Here is an 18,678-nt window from a genome sequence, read left to right on the forward strand (position 1 = left end):
CATCAAAAATCCAACAGTATTTGTATAGTCAATTGTCTGACTGCGCCTTTCAGCTATCCACCCAGTTCACCCAACCGTACTGCCAGGTCAGCAACACGATGATGCCGAACACGATGCGATACCAGGCAAACACCATGAAGCTGTGGCTGGAAATGAAGCGCAACAGCCAGCGCACGCAGAAGAAGGCCGACACAAAGGAAAACAGCAGGCCCACCGCCCAGATGCCCAGATCGTCCGCCGCCAGCAGTGCGCGGTCTTTATACAGCGAATACAGCGAGGCGATGATCAGCGTGGGAATGGCCAGGAAGAAGGAAAACTCGGTGGCCGCCTTGCGCGACAGGCCAAACAGCATGCCGCCGATGATGGTGGCACCGGAACGTGAAGTACCCGGCACCAGGGCAAAGGCCTGGGCGCAGCCCACCTTGAGCGCATCCAGCGGCGTCATTTCTTCCACCGTTTGCACGCGAATAGTGTGCTGGCGACACTCGGCCCACATGATGACCAGCGCACCGATGATGAACATGCTGGCCACTACCGGGGCATTGAACAGATGGGCCTTGATGGCCTTGCTGAACAGAAAGCCCAGCGCTGCGGCCGGGCAGAAGGCAATCGCCAGGTTGAGAATGAAGCGTCTTGCCGCCGCATCATGACGGGCCCCGCCAACCACGGCGGCAATGCGGGCACGGTATTCCCAGATCACCGCCAGGATGGCACCGGACTGGATGACGATTTCAAACAGCTTGCCGCGCTCGTCATTGAACTTGAGCAATTCCCCGGCCAGGATCAGGTGGCCGGTAGAGGAGATGGGCAAAAATTCGGTCAGCCCCTCGACAATGCCGAGAATGGCTGCCTTGAGCAAAAGCAGGGTGTCCATGATGTGATTGATGATGTGGGCGGGTTAAAAGGAAAATGCAGAGAAATAGTCCGCTAGCATAGCCTGGGGCGATGACAGAATCACGACTGACCTGCACCGCCTGCTGTCACGCTTAGCCTGGCTTATTTCTTCACCCGGCTTTGCGAGCGCAGCTTGTAACGCCCGCCCGGATGCACCAGCCGGGCAAAGGTCACCAGATTCTTGTACGACCAAGTACGACGCAACACCAGCAGGCATGGTTCCCCGGCGGTGATACCCAGCATGGACAGCTCGCGCGCGTCCGGCAAAATGGCCTCCACACTGTGCTCGATATCAGTCAGCGGGCAGGTTTCCATCAGGTATTCATTGGGCGTGCGGCGGGTAAAGTCCTGCAGGATATAGTCCGGTGCCCAGGCCGGATTGACGTAACGATCCTCCAGCTGGATGGGCAACCCGTCCTCACGATGCACCAGAATGGAATGGTAAATCGGCGTTCCCACCTTTACCCCCAGCTGCAAGGCAATCTCCTCGCCGGCGGCAATGGTTTCCAGCTGATGCACGTCGGCACTGTGGGTATGGCCGCGCGCTTCCACCTCGGCGGCGATATTGTTGATGTCCAGCAGCGGCGATTCGGCCTTGCGTTCGGCAACATAAGTACCGTCACCGGCAAAGCGCAGCAAGATGCCAGCTTCGGCCAGGTCCCGTACCGCCTTGTTCACTGTCATGCGTGACACGGAAAACTGGCTGGCCAGCTCCAGTTCCGGCGGGATTTTGTTGCCCGGCAGGAATTCCTTCTTGCGAATGCCTTCCAGAATGTATTCCTTGATACGCAGATAGCGCGGTTGAGCTGTGGCAGACACCTTGTATTCCATGAAAGCAGAGTGATGAATGAATGCATTCTAGACTGCCCAGCCATGCAGATGGCTGATCCAGCGCAGAATACTGTGTGCCAGCATGCCCGCATCAGGCCGCGCTGACCAGCCTGCAGGTGAAAACTGTGCCGCCACAGGCAGAAGACCGGCTGGCATTGGGTTATGATCTGCCCATTTCCCTGCAAGCGAGACGCCCGATGGCCATCACCCTGCCCGCAGCGGCCCAGCTGATCACACTGGGCAATGATCTAACCCTGCTGCAACTGGACAGCGGCAGCTTCTGCGCCACCCTGTCCTTGCTGGGCGGGCAATTGCTCTCTTTTCAGCCCTACGGCCAGCAAGCCTGGCTATACATGTCACCGCAAGCCGTACTGCAGCCTGGCAAGGCTATCCGTGGTGGCGTGCCGGTATGCTGGCCCTGGTTTGGCGCGCATCCGACAGACCCTGACGCCCCGTCCCACGGCGTGGCGCGGCAGCAAAGCTGGCAGCTGCTGGCGGTGGAACAGGATGGCGATGCGTTTCACGTGAAACTGCAAGGCCCGCAATGGCAGGGGCTGAGCGTGCAACTGGACTACACCCTGGCCGATTCATTCATCAGCATGCAGCTGCATACCCATAACAACAGCACACAAGCACATACGGTTAGCGCGGCATTGCACAGTTATCTGGCCGTCAGTGACAGCCGCTCCATCCGCCTGGAAGGGCTGGAAAATACGGTCTTCGAAGACAAGGTGGCCGCGCGCTTCAGCCGCATGCCATCCGCGCCACTGCAGCTGAATGGCGAGTTGGATGCCATTGTCTACAGCGAAGCCGATGTCGTGCTGACCGACCCGGCCTGGCGGCGACGCCTGCGCGTCAGCCGTGAGGGCTCGGCCAGCGTGGTGGTGTGGAACCCCTGGCAGGACAAGGCTGCCCGCCTTGCCGATCTGCCGGATGAGGGCTGGCATGACTTTATCTGTATCGAGGCCGCCAACGCCGGTGAAGATAGCCGCCTGCTGCAAGCTGGCGACAGCCATACCCTGCATTGCCGGATACAAGCAGACTGAAACCGCCTGGCCCCACCCATCCCGATGGACAGGGTATACTGCCAGACATCCCGCCATGCATGGCGTTGTAGTGGACAGGTAGTCAATGGCAAGACAAAACACGATTTCCAGTTATCTCCCCGTCACCTTCCCCAATGGCAACCGGGTGCGCCGCTTTGGCAAGCACTGTCCGCATTGCCATGCCATGGTGGGGTGTGAACACATGTCCGGGCTGGCCAGCCTGCAGCAGGACAAGCTGTTTCTGGCAGCCCAGGGCAGCTGCCCGGCCTGCCGGCACCGCTTTTCCATTGCCTGCGTCATTACCGACGACAAACGGGTACACCGGGTGATGCTGCCTTTGTGGGTGTACCGTCTGTGGCTGCAAATGGCCACCCGCAACACGCCACAGCTGCCGTCACGGGAAAACTGGTCGGTGGAGGAAGAAGAAGCAGGCCCGACCCCAGTGGGTTTCATCGTCAATGATGTAGCCAGTGTGACCTGCTCGGATGAAATTCTGGGGCGTTTTCATGACCAGGCCATCCGCGCCTGGGTGGAATACGAGGGGCGTCGCTTTGTATTTGAGCGTGCGGCACCGCCCGGGCAGTTTGCCCTGGGCGAGCAGGAGTTGCTGCTGGCCGGTGCGCTGATTTACCGGCAGCAGGAAATCGCCACCACGGCGTGAGCATGGTTACGCTCTGATCGACATCATCCAGCCCGGCACTGCCGGGCTTTTTGTTGGCTACATTCTCATGGCGGGCGGTGGCAAATCGGGAGACTATCACGCTGACGACGCAGCACATCTCCCCGTGGCGCGCGCCGTCTGGGGCGGGTTGGGCAAGGTTTTAAGCCGCCGCCATGTCCGAGCCATTCGACGATAGCGAATGGCGAGTTCGGCGGCGCCTTGCCCGGCCCGAAGCAGACGGGGGTTTCGCGCAACCCGGGGTCGCCTAGGGGTGTAGGGGAGCTGGCGAGGCAGCTCCCCTGCCTGCACGGCGGGCAGCCCCGCCATGTAAACATCACCGCGTAGCGGTTCGCCATATTGCCAAACGCGTTGAAAATGGCAGCAGCAGCGCGCGCCATGGGGAATCACATGCGTCATGATGACCCAGGCCATCTGCGGCTAATCCGGCAGCCGGATATCAACCGCAGACACACCGCCAGATCAGATACAGTAATCCCCCCACACCGCCTGCACCGCCGCCACCGCCGCCAGCGCAGCGGTTTCGGTACGCAGGATGCGTGGGCCCAGTTTCAGCGGCGTCCAGCCGGCGTCCAGCGCAGCAGCTTCCTCGCGGGTGGAATATCCCCCTTCCGGCCCGGCCATCAGCCAGGCCCGCTTGGGGGCGCTGGCAATATCCGCCAGCTTCTGCGTCCCCAGCGGCGACAGAATCAGGCGCGCATCTGCCTGCTGTTGCTGTTGCAGCCATTCATTCAGGCTGAGAATGGGCAGCACCTGCGGCAGGGTATTGCGGCCGCACTGCTCGCAGGCGGATTGCACGATTTCCTGCCAGCGCTGCACCCGCTTGTCGGCCCGGTCGCCCGACAGCTTCACCACCGAACGCTCTGCGGCAATGGGCTGAAACAGCGACACCCCCATTTCCACCCCTTTCTGCAGGGTGAACTCCATGCGGTCGCCACTGGAAATGGCCTGTGCCAGCCCCAGCCAGATGGGTGATTCGCGGCTGATGTCGTCAAAGTAGGTGATTTCACAGCTGGCATCGCGTTTTTGCAGCGACAGCAAGCTGGCTTGATATTCGCCACCCTGGCCGTTGAACAGGGTGAGACTGTCGCCTTCCTTCAAGCGCAGCACCTGAATATGACGGACAACTGCATCGGGCAGCGACAGGGTTTGACCTGTCGCAAGCGCTGTTTCGATAAAAAACCTTGGCATGGCGTATTGAAAGTCCGTGGTGATAACGGTATTTTGCTTTGTTTGCTGCAGTTGCAACAACCCGTCTTTGGCAAGTGGCTATTCTGACAGCTAATCACGGTTGCGGCTCCCCGCACCAGCAAGACTGGCACGGCAAGGCTGCCACCCGTCAGTGCCAGTGGAAAATGTAACTATTCTTCACACATGCAGGCAGCACTTCCGTATCCATCGACCAGCCAGAGCGGCCGATCACAGCAGGACCCAGGAGAACACGATGCAGGTGGTTGAACAGGTGATGCAAGTTGTCCGTGACGTGGCGCGCCAGGAGGTGATGCCGCGCTTTTTGCGTGTGGGTAAAACACGCAAGGACGACGGCTCGCTGTTTACCGAAGCCGATATGGCTTGCCAGCAGGCATTGGGCGAGATGCTGCCGCGTGTGCTGCCCCACCCGGTGCTGGGCGAAGAAATGACGCGCGAAGAGCAGGATGCGCTATGGCAGGACAATCCGGACGGCCTATGGGTGGTGGACCCGATCGATGGCACTACCAACTTCGTCAACGGCCTGCCCTACTTTGCCATTTCCGTGGCGCTGATGGTCAAGGGCGTCAGTGTGCTGGGCGTGATCTACAACCCGGTTTCCGACGAAATGTTTTATGCCCGGCGCGGCCATGGTGCCTGGCTCAATGGCCGTCGTCTGCCACTCAAAACCACCCGCAACAGCATGGGCGATGCGATTGCCGCCGTGGAGGTGAAATACCTGCGCTCGGGCAAGCTGGCCGCGCGCATGAGTAGCGTGGCGCCGTTTGGCAGCCAGCGCAGCATGGGTTCCAGCACGCTGGACTGGTGCTTTCTGGCTGCTGGCCGTTACGACCTTTACCTGCATGGCGGCCAGCGGCTGTGGGACTATGCCGCCGGTGCGGTGATCCTGGAAGAAGCCGGTGGCCGCCTGGCCAGCCTGAATACCGATGATTACTGGAGCGACACGGTGTGGAAACGTTCGGTCATCGCCGCCATTGATCCGGAGCTGTACTGCCACTGGTACCGCTGGGTAAGGGCCAATCAGTAAAAGGTATTGTCATCAATAGGAAAACGGCCCGTCAGGGCCGTTTTCATTACCGGTATCACACGCACAGATCAATAGTTTTCCGGGCAGAAATGCCGTTCCACCAGCTCGATCAGGATATGCAGCACCTTGATGTGCAGTTCCTGCACGCGGTCGGCATACTGGCCGCCCGGGGTGTTGACGTAGACATCGGCCAAGGGCTCCAGCCGGGTGGCGGCACGGCCCGTGAGGATGATCACCTTCATGCCCAGCTCACGCGCCACCGTGGCGGCGTTGACGATGGTCTGGCTGTTGCCGCTGGTGCTGATGCCAATCAGCACATCGCCAGCCCGGCCATGGCTTTCCAGATAGCGCGAAAACACATGCTCGTAGCCAAAGTCGTTGGCCACGCAGCTCATGTGGCTGGGGTCGGAAATGGCGATGGCCGCCATGCCGCGCCGATTGTTGCGGTAGCGGCCGGTCAGCTCTTCGGCAAAGTGCATGGCATCGCACATGGAGCCGCCATTGCCGCAGGAAAAGATGCGGCCACCAGCGGCAAGGCTGGCAATCAGCTGCTGGGCAGCGGCTTCGATGCTGGCCAGCGCCTGGGGATTGGCCAGCAGATTGTTCAGTGCGCTTTGCGCTTCAGTCAGGCTGGACTGGATATGGGAGATCATCAGCGGTCCGTCTTGCGTACGGGCAAAGGCACCCTGCCTTTACCACCAGTAAACAGGGCTGGCTCATGTGCCAGCCCCGACATCATACCCCGAGCCTGTCTGCCTCAGGAAATGGCGGACAGGTAAATTTCAGCGAAGCACAATCAGCGCGGTGCCCGCACAGCTGACAAAGGCTCCCAGCCAGGCCACCAGTGGCGGCGGCTGCTTTTGCACCAGCCACAGCATGGGCAGGATCAACACCGGGCTGAGCGCGGAGAGCATGCCCACCGTGGCCACATTGGCATGTTGCAATGCCAGCATGATCAGCGTCATGCCCAGGCCCAGCGCCACCACCCCGTTCAGAGCGGTCTGGCCCAGGATGCGCGGGGAAAATACCCCTCGGCTCCTGGCTAGCGGCAGGCCAGCAAACAGCAGCAGGTAATGCACAGCGCAAGCCACACCCATGCGGATGGCCGAAGCGGTAACCGGCTCCAGCCCCCCGGCGATGGCCGGTTTGGCAAAAAAGGTGCCCAGTGCCTGGCACAGCGCCGCCGCCATGCCCAGCATGACCCCGGCCTTAAGATGCGCCGGATGCTCCCACGCCTTGCCTTGCTGTTTGCCACGGCCAAACGCCACCGCCAGCATGACGCCGCCAAACACCATGCAGCTGCCGACAAAGGCAGCCAGGCTGAGCTTTTCCTGCAGAAACAACATGCCCAGCACCACGGAAAATACCGAATGCGTGGCAAACAACAGGCCGGAACGGCGCGGCCCCAGCCGGTTCATCGCAGAAAAATACAGGGTGTCACCCAGAAAGATGCCGGTCAGGCCGGACAGCAGCGCCGGCAGCACATTGGCCCACTGCATGCTGTGCCAGCCGCCACTGGCCAGGCTGATAGCACCCAGCAGCAGCGTCATCAGGCTCAGCCGCAGGCGGGTAAAGGTAAAGGGGCCGAAATGGCGCGAAGGGCCGGCACCGAGTATGCCGCCCCAGGCCCAGCAGGCTGCCGCGCCTACGGCGGCAAGGTCGTACCACATGACAATCCAGTCAGTCTCCGGCACCGGGCCGGATAGGGGATGAGAAGAGCAGCAGCTTACCTGTCAGCGGGCCATTCCGGCCAGCACGGCAGATGATCCAGCGCCAGCCAGGGCCGGTCATGACTGGTCCAGATATGCTGGCTGGCCTGCTGCGCAGGCGTATCGTCCAGCGTGGCCACGCGCAGAATCACATAAGGGCTGCCTTCACGCTCGGCCAGCAGATGGCTGCCACACTGGCGGCAGAAATGGCGCAGCTTGCCGGGCGAGGACGCAAAACTGCCCAGTTGTTCTGTCCCGCGCAGCCAGCGGAAATGCTGGCGCAACACTCCGGCGGTTGGCACATAAGGGGCGGCGTGGGCTTTCTGGCAAGTCAGGCAGTGACAATGGCTGATGGGCAGATCCAGCTGATCTACCTCGTAAGCAATCACTCCACACAGACAGCTTCCTAGCATGCGTCATCCTCCAGCAGGGTGATCTCCACCCGCTCCTTGCCCTTGCCGATATTCTTGCGCTTGAGTGCAATGCGGCCCACCTCGCCGGTACGGCGCAGGTGCGTGCCACCGCAAGGCACCCGGCAATAGCCCGGCACTTCCCAGTAACGCCGTTCGGCCTCGATGTCGGAGAAGGCGCTGACAATCTCGCTGTCAGCATCAATCAGGCCCTGTACCCTGGCCGTGATGACGGGCAAATGCGGGGTAATGGGCTCAGCCAGGGCAAAGTCGATGCGCGCCTTGTCCGCTGCGATGTGCGCGCCGATTTTTTCCACCCCGGCAAAGTCGCGGTAAATGGTTTCCAGTGTCAGTTCAGCAGCAAAGTGCAAGCGCATCAGGCGGTAGCGGCGCGGCCAGTCTATTGCCACCGTCACCGGCGCCCCAGCCGTCAGGCCATGCGCCGCTGGCAAGGTGTAGACAATGTCCTGTCCCTGCTTTTCTGCCTGCTCGACCGGCCAGCCGCCAATGGTGCCGGCATCGCTTTCCTGCCCGCCACTAAAGGCATAGAAAATGGTGTCCTGCAGCCATACCTGCGCGCCCTCCACCCGTGCCACCGTGGTGGTCAGCGTGCTCTGATAGGGCGCGTCCCAGAACAGTTTGCGCGTCACAGCATGCGCGCCAGGTAGTCAACCAGGCTCATCGGGTAGCTGAAGGGCTGCCCCAGCAGTTGTTGGTAGACATCGCGGTATTCCGCATGCTTGGGTTGCAATACCAGCGCCTGGGTCAGCGATTGCACCGCCGCGCGCGAATCCCCCAGCTGCAGCTGCGACATGGCAAGGATGAACCAGGCCTCATGAATGCGGAAATTCACTGACAGCGCCTGCCGTGCCAGCAAGGCTGCATCTGCATAGCGTTCCGCCTGAAATGCAGCGCCAAGCTGGCCGACACTGTGCTCCAGCGGCGGCAGAGCAGCCTGCTTGCTCAGCACCAGCGTGTGGCCGTTGCCCACATTGCTGTCGCTTTCTTCCTGTGCTTCCAGCAGCCAGCAGCCACCCAGACCCTGCTGGTTAAACCAGTTGAGTGCGGCAAACAGCCCCTGCAGGGTAAAGATGTGATAGTGGGTGCGCCACGGGTGATCTGGCAGCAGCGATTGCGGTGTCACCCGTTGCCGGAATGCCTCGACATACTCCTCCAGCGCGGTAACCGGCCGCACGCTGTCTTCCACCAGCGCATCGCGCTTGGGCACAATCATGAAGCTGACACCACCGGGGCGCAGCACCCTCCACCATTCACACCAGGCGCTGAAGATGTCCGGCAGATGCTCCAGCACGTGCGAACTGGCAACATAATCCAGCTCATCATCGGCAAACGGCAGGTCGCTCGCCTCCGCCACCACATCAACCTGATCCACTCCCCGGCCATGGCGTTGTTGCTCTGCGGCATACACCTGGTAGTCGATCAGGTCACGCTCATCCACATAGCGCACCCCATCACACGGGGCCACACTGATGCAGTCTGCCGGGGCCAGCGGATTATGCGCGCCGCGTCCCAGCTCTATCCCTTTGCCCTGCAGCCATTGCCGCGCCAGTTCCATCATTGTTGTCCTTGTGCAGCAGCAGGATGGCCGGCATTGGCTGCCAGGCGCTGGTAAACCTGCTGGTCGGATTTTTCCATCATGCGTTCCGGGTGCGCTAGCGGGGTAAAGCCGTATTGCGCATACAGGCCATGGGCATCCGCCGTGGCCAGCATCATGCGCCGCAGGTTCTGCAGGCCGGGATACGCCATGATGTGCGCCATCAGCACCTTGCTGATACCACGGCCACGCCAGTCGGGCAGCACGAAGACATCCGCCAGATAGGCAAAGGTGGCCTGGTCGGTAATCATGCGGGCAAAACCCACTTGCTGGCCGGCCACGTAAACGCCAAAGCACAGCGACCCATCCAGCGAGCGCTCAAAAATATCACGCGGCAAAGCAGCCGCCCAATAGGACTCGCCGCTGAGATAGGCATAGATCATGTCGCGTTCCAGCCGGGCCGGATCACAATCAAACTCCAGTGGCAGCGCCATCTGCATCGGCGGTCTCCTTCAAATGCTGCCAACGCGGGCAGTCGTGGTGATCACACAAATCGCGGGCGCAAGAACACCAGCCTTGGCTGGCCGATATTGCTGCGTAATGCAGGCAGTGTCAGCCGCTTGCGGATCAGGGTCAACGGCTATTCACCGGCGACAACGGCCAATGCAGCCTGCGGGCATGACGAAATCAGCATTTTTCTCCAGGCAGCTGAGGGGGCATCAGCACACTGCCAGGCGCAAAAAAGCCCGGCATGGCCGGGCTGGGATGGGATGGGATGGCAGGCAATCCTTGCTCACACCGCTGCCGCACGCTTTTGTGCACGCATCTGCCATAGTCCGGCCGCTGAATACAGCAGCAGGGCCAGCCAGATCAGGCTGAAACCAGCCAGCTTGGCACGATCAAACGGCTCACCAAACAGCAGCACGCCCAAGGCCAGCTGAATGGTGGGGCCGATGTACTGGATCAGCCCCACGGTGGCCAGTTTCAGGCGGCGCGCACCGGCGGCAAACAGCAGCAGTGGAATGGCCGTCACCACCCCGGCCCCTACCAGCAACACATCGCTGCTGATGGCCTCATGCAGGAAGGCCCCCTGGCCCTGCCATTGAAACCAGCCCAGCGCCAGCAAGGCCAGCGGGGCCATCAAAAAGGTTTCCAGCGCCAGCCCTTCCAGCGAAGCCAGCGGCGCTTTCTTGCGCAGCAAGCCATACAGGCCGAAGGTGGCGGCCAGTGACAGCGCAATCAACGGCAGCGCGCCGGTACACCAGGTAATCCAGGCTACGCCAGCGGCAGCCAGCGCTACCGCCGTACGCTGGATGGGCGTGAGCTTTTCCGCCAGAAACAAACGGCCCAGCAGCACATTGAACAAAGGATTGATGAAATAACCCAGGCTGGCCTCCACCACGTGGCCGGCGTTTACTGCCCAGATATAAATCAGCCAGTTCAGCGACAGCATCAGTGAGGACAGGCCGAAAATGGCCAGCTTTTGTGGTTGGCGCACCGCCTCGCCCAGCCAGGCCCAATTATGCCGCGCGGTAAGAATGCCAGCCACGAACAGGGCAGACCAGACAATGCGGTGGCAGAGAATCTGCAAGGCAGGGATATGATGCAGCGGCTTCCAGTACAGCGGAAACAGGCCCCAGATGACAAAGGCGATAAAGGTGAACAGCACGCCACGGGAGGCATCCTGACGGGACAAAGCGGAAGACATGACAGGCTCGATACGGAGAAATTCAATCTGAGAGCTTAACCGCTTGAAGGCAGTGAAGATACCGCTTCCGTGGTAACACCCTGTTCTGGATGGCAAACAATAGGCCCGCGTCGGCCTGTGTCCGCATGCTGCACTGGCACAATCGCCGCAGTTGACCAGACTATGCGTCAACACCTTTGACGTTGACGTAAACGTAAGCTACATTCCGCCACATGGACCCTGTCTGCATGCCCGCGCAAAAACACACCGCCCGGCATGATTCCGGCCTACAACATAGAGAAAGGCGCGTGTTTTCCCCTGCTGAAAACCCGCCACCGCCACAAGCGAGAACAAGCCGCAGGCCACCCCGGCCACCTTACCGGGCAAGACCTGAGCGGCAGGAGGAGAAACCATGTCGATCCGTCATGTTGATCTGGAAGAAAAATACACCGCCGCCACCGGCCAGGTGCTGATGACCGGCATTCAGGCGCTGGTGCGTCTGCCCATGCTGCAACAGGAGCTGGACCGTGCCGCCGGGCTGAATACCGCCGGCTATGTCACCGGCTATCGTGGTTCGCCGCTGGGCAATGTCGATCAGACCATGCAAAAGGCCGAGCCCTATCTCAAGCAACACAATGTGGTGTTCCACCCCGGCCTGAACGAAGACCTGGCCGCTACCGCCGTATGGGGCACACAACAGGTCAATATGTTCGAGGGGGCCAAGTACGATGGCGTGTACGCCATGTGGTATGGCAAAGGCCCCGGTGTGGACCGCTCCGGTGACGTGATCAAGCATGGCAACGTGGCGGGCACCAGTGCCAAGGGCGGTGTGCTGCTGGTGGCCGGTGACGACCACGCGGCCAAGTCCTCCACTTTCCCGCACCAGTCCGACCACATCCTCGCCGCCAGCATGATTCCGGTGCTGTCCCCGTCCGGCGTGCAGGAAGTCATCGACTTCGGCCTGCACGGCTGGGCGATGAGCCGCTACTCCGGCTGCTGGGTTTCCATCAAGGCCATTTCCGACACCATCGAAAGCTCGGCGGTGGTGGACATTTCGCCGGAACGCTTCAACTTTGTCATTCCGCAGGACTTCCCCATCCCGGAAGGCGGCCTGTCCATCCGCTGGCCCGACCCGCCGCTGGTGCAGGAAAAACGCGTGCTGCACCACCGCCTGTACGCTGCACTGGCCTACGCCCGCGCCAACAAGCTCAACCACATCACGCTGGATTCGCCCAAGCCGCGTTTGGGCATCATCACCTGTGGCAAGAGTTATCTGGACGTGATGCAGGCACTGGACGACCTGGGCATCGACGAAGCCCTGGCCGCCGACATCGGCCTGCGCATCTTCAAGGTGGGCATGGTGTGGCCGCTGGAGCCGGAAGGCGTGCGCCACTTTGCCGAAGGGCTGGATGAAATTCTGGTGGTGGAAGAAAAGCGCCAGATCATCGAATACCAGTTGAAGGAACAGCTGTACAACTGGCGCGACGACGTACGCCCGCGTGTGGTGGGCAAGTTTGCCGAAAAAGGCGAATGGGCCTTGCCGCATGGCGACTGGCTGCTGCCCGCCGCCGGCGAGCTGACTCCGGCGATGATTGCCCGCGCCATTGCCAGCCGGCTGGCGCTGATTTTTGACAGCCCGGTGATTCACGACCGGCTGAAGTTTTACGACGAAAAAGAAGCCCAACTGGTAAAGCCGCGCGAATCCATCGCCCGCGTGCCGCATTACTGCTCCGGCTGTCCGCACAACACCAGCACCCGCGTGCCGGAAGGCAGCCGCGCCGTGGCCGGTATCGGTTGCCACTACATGGCGCACTGGATTGAAGGCGACAGCACCAAAACCTTCACCCAGATGGGTGGCGAGGGCATTACCTGGGTAGGCCAGGCACCGTTTACCAACACCAAGCACATCTTCACCAATCTGGGCGACGGCACTTACTTCCACTCCGGCCTGCTGGCCATCCGCGCCGCCGTGGCCGCCAAGGTCAACATCACCTACAAGCTGCTGTACAACGATGCCGTGGCCATGACCGGCGGCCAGCATGTGGACGGCTACCTGGATGTGCCGATGATTACCCGCCAGCTGGCTGCCGAAGGCGTACAGCGCATCGTCATCACCAGCGACGAACCGGACAAGTACCAAGGCATGCAGGGGCTGGCACCGGGTGTGGACGTGTTCCACCGCCGCGAACTGGATCGCCTGCAAAAAGAACTGCGTGAAACCGCAGGCACCACGGTGCTGATTCACGACCAGACCTGTGCCGCCGAAAAACGCCGCCGCCGCAAACGCGGGGAATACCCCGACCCGGCCAAGCGCGCCTTCATCAATGAAAAAGTGTGCGAAGGCTGTGGTGATTGCAGCAAGAAATCCGGCTGCCTGTCGGTGCTGCCGGTGGAAACCGCGCTGGGCCGCAAACGCAAGATCGACCAGTCCAGCTGCAACAAGGACTACTCCTGCGTGGAAGGCTTCTGCCCCAGCTTTGTCACCGTGGAAGGCGGCAAGCTGAAAAAGCAAAGCGGCGCAGCCGCCACGCTGGACAGCATGCCCGCCCTGCCCGCGCCACAAATTCCGGCGCTTAACGACCCGTTCAGCATCATGATTACCGGCGTGGGCGGCACCGGTGTGGTCACCATCGGCCAGGTACTGGGCATGGCTGCTTATCTGGACAACAAGGGCGTCACCGTACTGGACATGGCAGGCCTGGCGCAAAAAGGCGGCTCGGTGTGGTCGCACGTGCGCATTGCCAACAGCCAGCAACAACTACACGCCGTGCGCATTGCTGCCGGTGATGCCAACCTGGTGCTGGGCTGTGATCTGGTGGTTACCGCTGCCGAAGAAGCCTTGGCCAAAATGCGCGAAGGCTTCAGCCACGCCATCATCAACAGTTACGAGTCGCCCACCAGCGCCTTTCTGAAAAACCCGGACGTGCGCTTCCCCAGCCGCGCCATGAAAGATGCAGTGATCGAATCGGTAGGGGTGGGCCGCTTCTGGGAGGTTAACGCCACCCGTCTGGCCACCGCGCTGATGGGCGATGCCATCGCCAGCAATATGTTCATGCTGGGTTACGCCTGGCAGAAGGGTTTGGTGCCGGTCAGCGAAGAAGCGCTGATGGAGGCCATCCGCCTGAATGGCGCGGCGGTGAAATTCAATCAGCAGGCCTTTATCTGGGGCCGTCACGCCGCCCACGATCCGGGCCGGGTGGAGGCACTGACCAACCCGTCCTCCGTGGTGCAGTTTGTTCCACGTGAAACGCTGGATGGCGTGTTGCATCACCGTGCCAAGGAGCTGACAAACTACCAGAACCAGGCCCTGGCCGAGCGCTACAAGGCGCTGGTAGGCAAGGTGCAGGCTGCCGAACAGGCCATCAACCCGGCCAGCACGGCGCTGGCACTGGCGGTGGCCCGTGCCTACTTCCACGTACTGGCCTACAAGGACGAGTACGAAGTAGCCCGCCTGTATACCGACGGCGACTTCCTGCGCGAGCTTGCCAGCCAGTTCGACGGTGATTACCAGCTGCGTTTTCACATTGGCGCCAGCTGGGTCACCGGTGGCGTGGCCAAGAAAATTGCCTTCGGCCCGTGGCTGTTCAAGGGCATGAAGTTGCTGGCCCGCCTGCGCTTCCTGCGCGGCACGGCGCTGGACCCGTTTGGCTGGCAGGCCGACCGCAAGCTGGAACGCCGCTTGATCGGTGAATTCGAGCAGCTGATTACTACTCTGCTATCCGGGCTGAGCCTGGACAACCTGGCGACAGCCAGCGAGCTGGTAAAGGTCTATGAGGGAATTCGTGGCTTTGGCCACATCAAGGACGCGGCTTACCGCCAGGCCAGTGACAAGCAGAAAACTTTGCTGGAGCAATTTCGCCAGCAGGCCGGCAAACGCAAAGTAGCTTAAGGGTTTGTGAGTGTTGTAGCAGTAAATGAGGGTGGTTCAGGCGCGGATGACAACATCCGCGCCCTTTTTTTGATCAGAAAATCCCGGTTCTGGTGAATCACTGCACTGTTTCAAGGCAGTGCCGCTACGTGCAAACCCACGCTGCGCCATCAGGACAGCATCAGGCTCAGGCGGCGCGCTTCATCCAGCGCCTGGTCTACACCGTTGTACTCATCCTGCCAGACCCAGATGCCGTGTACCGCATCCAGCGCCTCCACCAGCCACAGCCTGCCATTGCTACCCAGTGCCACCTGGCGGGCACGTACCGGGCGACGGTAGTTAAACATCACGATATCACTGGTTTTTTGCACAGCCGGGGTATGCTTGCGCGGGCTTGAAAAGAAAGGCATGGCGAAACCTCCTGTTGGGCGATATGCCACTTTATTCACAGCAATCCCCGTGCCAGCCTTGTGCAATGCATCATGAAATTGCGATCAAACCGCTTGTGGCTTTTGACGGCAGCACGGCTGCGGCTTAGCATGGCTGCATACCTCCACTGGAAGCTGCCGCATGGAAAACCGCAAACTTGCCGTCCTGATTGATGCCGACAACGCCCAGGCCAGCCTCACCGCCGAACTGTTGGCCGAAGTGGCCAAGTACGGTACGGCCATCGTCAAGCGCGCCTATGGCGACTGGACCACCACCCAGCTCAAGAGCTGGAAAGAGGTATTACACAAGCACGCCATTCACCCCATCCAGCAATTTGCTTACACCAGCGGCAAGAACTCCACCGACTCGGCCCTCATCATCGACGCCATGGATTTGCTGTACACCGGCAATTTCGATGGTTTTTGCCTGGTGTCATCCGACAGCGACTTCACCCGGCTGGCCACCCGCCTGCGCGAAGGCGGGCTGACTGTCATCGGCATCGGGGAAAAATCCAAGACCCCGCGTCCCTTCATTGCCGCCTGCGACAAGTTTGTGTTCACCGAAATCCTGCGCCCGGAAAAACCGCAGGCACCCGTGGCCGTCAGCGACAAACCCAAAACGCGCAACACCCGCCAGAGCAAGAGCAAACCGGTAGTACAAAAGGAAATCCACCCGCTGCAAGCCATGTTCACCTCGGCCATTGACGCAGTGGCGCGCGAAAGCGGCTGGGCCGAACTCTCCGCAGTAGGGTCTTACATCGCCAAAAACGACCCCTCATTCGACCCGCGTAATTATGGTCATTCCCGCCTGTCGCAAATGGTGAAGAAGCTGGATTTCCTCACCGTGCAGGAACAGCGCAACGGCTCCAAGCTGCACAGCGAAATCCGCCTGAAAGAAGCAGACAGCATCGACACCCTGCCGGTGGCCGCCAGTACTCCTGCTCCTGTTGCAGAAGCACCCGCCGCACCAGCCACTACCGCAGCACGCAAGAAGCGCACCCCGCGCAAAAAGGCCGACACCCCGGCAGCCAAGGGCTGATCCACCCGCGTGCTGTACGCCGCAACGCAGACCCGATTGCAACAGGAGACAACATGCAGATACGTGATGCCAAGCTGGAAGACCTGGCCGTCATTCTGGATATCTACAACGAGGTAATTGCCACCTCCACCGCCATCTACAATGACGACCCGCTCAACCCGGGCGAATTTGCCATCTGGTTCCAGGACCGACTGGCAGCGGGCTATCCGGTGCTGGTGGCAGAAGAAAACGGCGTGATTCTGGGCTTTTCCAGTTTTGGCGATTTCCGCCCACGCCCGGGCTTTCGCTTTACTGTGGAGCACAGTGTGCATCTGACCCCGGCCGCCCGTGGCAAGGGCATCGGCAGTGCGCTGGTGAGTGCGCTGTTTCCACGAGCCCAGGCACTGGGCAAGCACACCATGCTGGGTGCGGTGGATGCTGCCAACGAAGCCTCAATCCGCTTTCACCAAAAGCTGGGCTTTATCCAGGTAGGTGTACTGCCGCAAGTGGGCTTCAAGTTTGGCCGCTGGCTGGACCTGGTCTACATGCAAAAATTCATCGATGGCCAGAGCGACGGCCCGGAGTAAAGTACACAAGGTATTGATAAAAAAGAAAAACGCCGCAGTCCCCTGCGGCGTCAGGCTGTTGGCAATATGATTTGCTACTCATCCACGGGACCCGGCAAAGCCGGGCCTCTCCATAAACATGTTGATCCGACAGCCTTCCCGTCTACTCCCTTTCCCCCCGCCCTTACCCGGTAAGGGAGCCTCGCCTTCTTTACCGAAGGCGAGAATAAAGAAAAACGCCGCAGTCCCCTGCGGCGTTTTCTGTTCTGCTACTGCGCTGTTGAAACAGCGTCCGTTCTTGAAGTTCTCTATTCTCTTCCTCTGCACGACTTAGCGCACGACTGCAACAATATCCTTACTGAACACCTTTTCGCAATACTTGCATTTCATTTTGATGTCCTTGGCGTGGGCGCGTACCGAGAAAAAGCTCTTTACCGGCTCGGCATGCGAGATGCAATTGGAGTTAGGGCAGGCAAAAATGCCTTCAATGCTTTCCGGCAATTCCAGCTTGTGCTTCTTCACCACTTCAAAATTGTCGATCACGTTTACCGTGGCCTTGGGGGCAAACAGCGCCAGTTCGTTGGCCTGCTCTTCAGTCAGGGCAACGTTTTCCACCTTGATGATGTCCTTGGCCCCCATGTGGCGCGAGGACAGGTTCAGGCCCACGGTAATGCGCTCGCCGGTTTCGGCCAGCTTGAACAGGCGCAGGATGTTAACGCCCTGCCCGGCCGGGATGTGGTCGATAACGGTGCCTTGTTTCAGGGCTTCGACGGTACGGGTGTATTGCATGATGGTTTCTTCCCTGATTTAGACGGTTTCGTTCAGTACCAGCGACAGCAACGCCTGACGGGCATACACACCGTTCTTGGCTTGCTCGAAGTAATAGGCATGCGGCGTGGCATCCACATCCACAGTGATTTCATCCACGCGTGGCAGCGGGTGCATCACCTTCATATTGGTACGTGCGCTCTTGAGCATGTCGGCGCGCAGCACAAACTGGCCCTGGATCTTCTTGAACTCGGCCTCGTCAAAACGCTCGCGCTGCACGCGGGTCATGTACATGATGTCCACCAGCGGAATCACATCGTCCAGGCTGTCCACCAGGGTGTATTCAATGCCCTTTTCGTCCAGCTCTTCGCAGATGTAGTCCGGCATCGCCAGCTGTTCTGGTGCCACAAAGTAGAAGCGTGCACCAAACAGCGACAGCGCCTGGGTCAGCGAATGCACGGTACGACCGTATTTCAGGTCGCCAACAAAGGCGATGGTGAGGTTTTCCAGCGTGCCCTGGGTTTCACGGATGGTGAACAGGTCCAGCAGGGTTTGCGTGGGATGCTGGTTGGAGCCGTCGCCACCGTTGATCACCGGCACGCTGGAAAACTCACTGGCCAGTCGCGCAGCACCCTCTTTGGGGTGGCGCATCACCACCGCATCGGCGTAGGAGCTGATGATCTTGATGGAGTCGGCCAGGGTTTCACCCTTCTTGGCGCTGGTATTGCCACCGTCGGCAAAACCGATGATGTCGCCGCCCAGGCGTTGCACAGCGGTTTCAAAAGACAGCCGGGTACGGGTGGACGGTTCAAAGAAGCAGCTGCCCACCAGCTTGCCCTGCAACAGGTCGTTGCGCGGCTCACGTTTGAGCTTGCCCGCCGTTTCCACCACGAGCTCAAGCTCCTCGCGTGAAAAATCGGGGATGGAAATGATGTGTTTCCGATAAAGCGGGTTTGCCATGATAGGGGTCCTTGATTCTGCGA

Annotated in this window: 19 protein-coding genes; 6 read left to right on the forward strand and 13 right to left on the reverse strand. The window is 60.5% G+C overall.

The genetic code is table 11. From position 1 onward, the window contains the following. Nucleotides 1-49: 49 nt before the first annotated feature. Both ACODR9_RS06480 and hutC read right to left on the reverse strand, forming a co-directional pair. Nucleotides 50-874, reverse strand: a complete 825-nt coding sequence (locus ACODR9_RS06480) for an undecaprenyl-diphosphate phosphatase (protein WP_488808293.1) — start codon at nucleotides 872-874, stop codon at nucleotides 50-52. 122 nt (nucleotides 875-996) lie between these two features. Further along, nucleotides 997-1,713: a histidine utilization transcriptional repressor HutC gene (hutC, locus tag ACODR9_RS06485; RefSeq protein ID WP_488808294.1), complete on the reverse strand. Its 717-nt coding sequence runs from the start codon at nucleotides 1,711-1,713 to the stop codon at nucleotides 997-999. A gap of 86 nt (nucleotides 1,714-1,799) precedes the next feature. Between hutC and ACODR9_RS06490 the strand changes: the two genes are divergently transcribed. Together ACODR9_RS06490 and ACODR9_RS06495 are read left to right on the forward strand one after the other, a co-directional pair. Then, the gene (locus ACODR9_RS06490) at nucleotides 1,800-2,771 is read left to right on the forward strand and encodes a D-hexose-6-phosphate mutarotase (RefSeq protein ID WP_488808295.1); all 972 of its coding nucleotides are present in this window, start codon (nucleotides 1,800-1,802) and stop codon (nucleotides 2,769-2,771) included. Nucleotides 2,772-2,856: 85 nt separating this feature from the next. Beyond that, the gene (locus ACODR9_RS06495) at nucleotides 2,857-3,432 is read left to right on the forward strand and encodes a hypothetical protein (RefSeq protein WP_488808296.1); all 576 of its coding nucleotides are present in this window, start codon (nucleotides 2,857-2,859) and stop codon (nucleotides 3,430-3,432) included. Nucleotides 3,433-3,912: 480 nt separating this feature from the next. On the opposite strand, the gene ACODR9_RS06500 is transcribed toward ACODR9_RS06495, so the two are convergent. Further along, entirely contained in the window at nucleotides 3,913-4,641 is a 729-nt protein-coding gene (locus tag ACODR9_RS06500; RefSeq protein ID WP_488808298.1) for a 16S rRNA (uracil(1498)-N(3))-methyltransferase, read from the reverse strand. Between the two features lie 253 nt (nucleotides 4,642-4,894). On the opposite strand from ACODR9_RS06500, the gene ACODR9_RS06505 reads away from it, so the two are divergent. Continuing rightward, nucleotides 4,895-5,686, forward strand: coding sequence for an inositol monophosphatase family protein (locus ACODR9_RS06505; protein WP_488808300.1), 792 nt, complete (start codon nucleotides 4,895-4,897; stop codon nucleotides 5,684-5,686). 68 nt (nucleotides 5,687-5,754) lie between these two features. Here ACODR9_RS06505 and gmhA read toward each other — a convergent pair whose 3' ends face one another. The 7 genes from gmhA to rarD all read right to left on the reverse strand — a co-directional run bounded on the left by gmhA (nucleotide 5,755) and on the right by rarD (nucleotide 11,068). Then, a complete protein-coding gene (gmhA, locus tag ACODR9_RS06510) occupies nucleotides 5,755-6,339 on the reverse strand; it encodes a D-sedoheptulose 7-phosphate isomerase (RefSeq protein WP_488808301.1) in 585 nt (194 codons plus the stop codon). Between the two features lie 129 nt (nucleotides 6,340-6,468). Further along, nucleotides 6,469-7,356: a DMT family transporter gene (locus tag ACODR9_RS06515; protein WP_488808302.1), complete on the reverse strand. Its 888-nt coding sequence runs from the start codon at nucleotides 7,354-7,356 to the stop codon at nucleotides 6,469-6,471. Nucleotides 7,357-7,412: 56 nt separating this feature from the next. Continuing rightward, nucleotides 7,413-7,808: a GFA family protein gene (locus tag ACODR9_RS06520; RefSeq protein ID WP_488808303.1), complete on the reverse strand. Its 396-nt coding sequence runs from the start codon at nucleotides 7,806-7,808 to the stop codon at nucleotides 7,413-7,415. Continuing rightward, nucleotides 7,802-8,455: an alanyl-tRNA editing protein gene (locus tag ACODR9_RS06525; protein ID WP_488808304.1), complete on the reverse strand. Its 654-nt coding sequence runs from the start codon at nucleotides 8,453-8,455 to the stop codon at nucleotides 7,802-7,804. The genes ACODR9_RS06520 and ACODR9_RS06525 overlap by 7 nt, the downstream gene beginning before the upstream one ends. Next, nucleotides 8,452-9,384 (reverse strand): class I SAM-dependent methyltransferase, encoded by a 933-nt coding sequence (locus ACODR9_RS06530; RefSeq protein ID WP_488808305.1) that lies wholly within the window; start codon nucleotides 9,382-9,384, stop codon nucleotides 8,452-8,454. Before ACODR9_RS06530 ends, ACODR9_RS06525 begins: the two co-directional genes overlap by 4 nt. After that, nucleotides 9,381-9,860, reverse strand: a complete 480-nt coding sequence (locus tag ACODR9_RS06535) for a GNAT family N-acetyltransferase (protein ID WP_488808306.1) — start codon at nucleotides 9,858-9,860, stop codon at nucleotides 9,381-9,383. Before ACODR9_RS06535 ends, ACODR9_RS06530 begins: the two co-directional genes overlap by 4 nt. A gap of 293 nt (nucleotides 9,861-10,153) precedes the next feature. Further along, nucleotides 10,154-11,068 (reverse strand): EamA family transporter RarD, encoded by a 915-nt coding sequence (rarD, locus tag ACODR9_RS06540; RefSeq protein WP_488808307.1) that lies wholly within the window; start codon nucleotides 11,066-11,068, stop codon nucleotides 10,154-10,156. A gap of 391 nt (nucleotides 11,069-11,459) precedes the next feature. Here rarD and ACODR9_RS06545 point away from each other — a divergent pair, with 391 nt between their 5' ends. Then, nucleotides 11,460-14,936: an indolepyruvate ferredoxin oxidoreductase family protein gene (locus ACODR9_RS06545; RefSeq protein WP_488808308.1), complete on the forward strand. Its 3,477-nt coding sequence runs from the start codon at nucleotides 11,460-11,462 to the stop codon at nucleotides 14,934-14,936. Between the two features lie 149 nt (nucleotides 14,937-15,085). On the opposite strand, the gene ACODR9_RS06550 is transcribed toward ACODR9_RS06545, so the two are convergent. Continuing rightward, nucleotides 15,086-15,325, reverse strand: coding sequence for a hypothetical protein (locus ACODR9_RS06550; protein ID WP_045845953.1), 240 nt, complete (start codon nucleotides 15,323-15,325; stop codon nucleotides 15,086-15,088). A 160-nt stretch (nucleotides 15,326-15,485) separates the two neighbouring features. Between ACODR9_RS06550 and ACODR9_RS06555 the strand changes: the two genes are divergently transcribed. After that, nucleotides 15,486-16,382 carry an NYN domain-containing protein gene (locus tag ACODR9_RS06555; RefSeq protein WP_488808309.1) on the forward strand — a complete coding sequence of 299 codons (897 nt, stop codon included), beginning with the start codon at nucleotides 15,486-15,488 and terminating at the stop codon, nucleotides 16,380-16,382. Nucleotides 16,383-16,435: 53 nt separating this feature from the next. Further along, on the forward strand, nucleotides 16,436-16,948 hold the full coding sequence (locus ACODR9_RS06560) for a GNAT family N-acetyltransferase (RefSeq protein WP_488808311.1): 513 nt from the start codon (nucleotides 16,436-16,438) through the stop codon (nucleotides 16,946-16,948). 309 nt (nucleotides 16,949-17,257) lie between these two features. Here the strand turns inward: ACODR9_RS06560 and pyrI are convergent, their stop codons facing one another. Together pyrI and pyrB are read right to left on the reverse strand one after the other, a co-directional pair. After that, nucleotides 17,258-17,716, reverse strand: coding sequence for an aspartate carbamoyltransferase regulatory subunit (pyrI, locus tag ACODR9_RS06565; RefSeq protein WP_089082426.1), 459 nt, complete (start codon nucleotides 17,714-17,716; stop codon nucleotides 17,258-17,260). An 18-nt stretch (nucleotides 17,717-17,734) separates the two neighbouring features. After that, a complete protein-coding gene (gene pyrB, locus ACODR9_RS06570; protein ID WP_488808312.1) occupies nucleotides 17,735-18,655 on the reverse strand; it encodes an aspartate carbamoyltransferase in 921 nt (306 codons plus the stop codon). Nucleotides 18,656-18,678 lie beyond the last annotated feature (23 nt).

The organism is Aquitalea sp. FG25, from assembly GCF_057809375.1.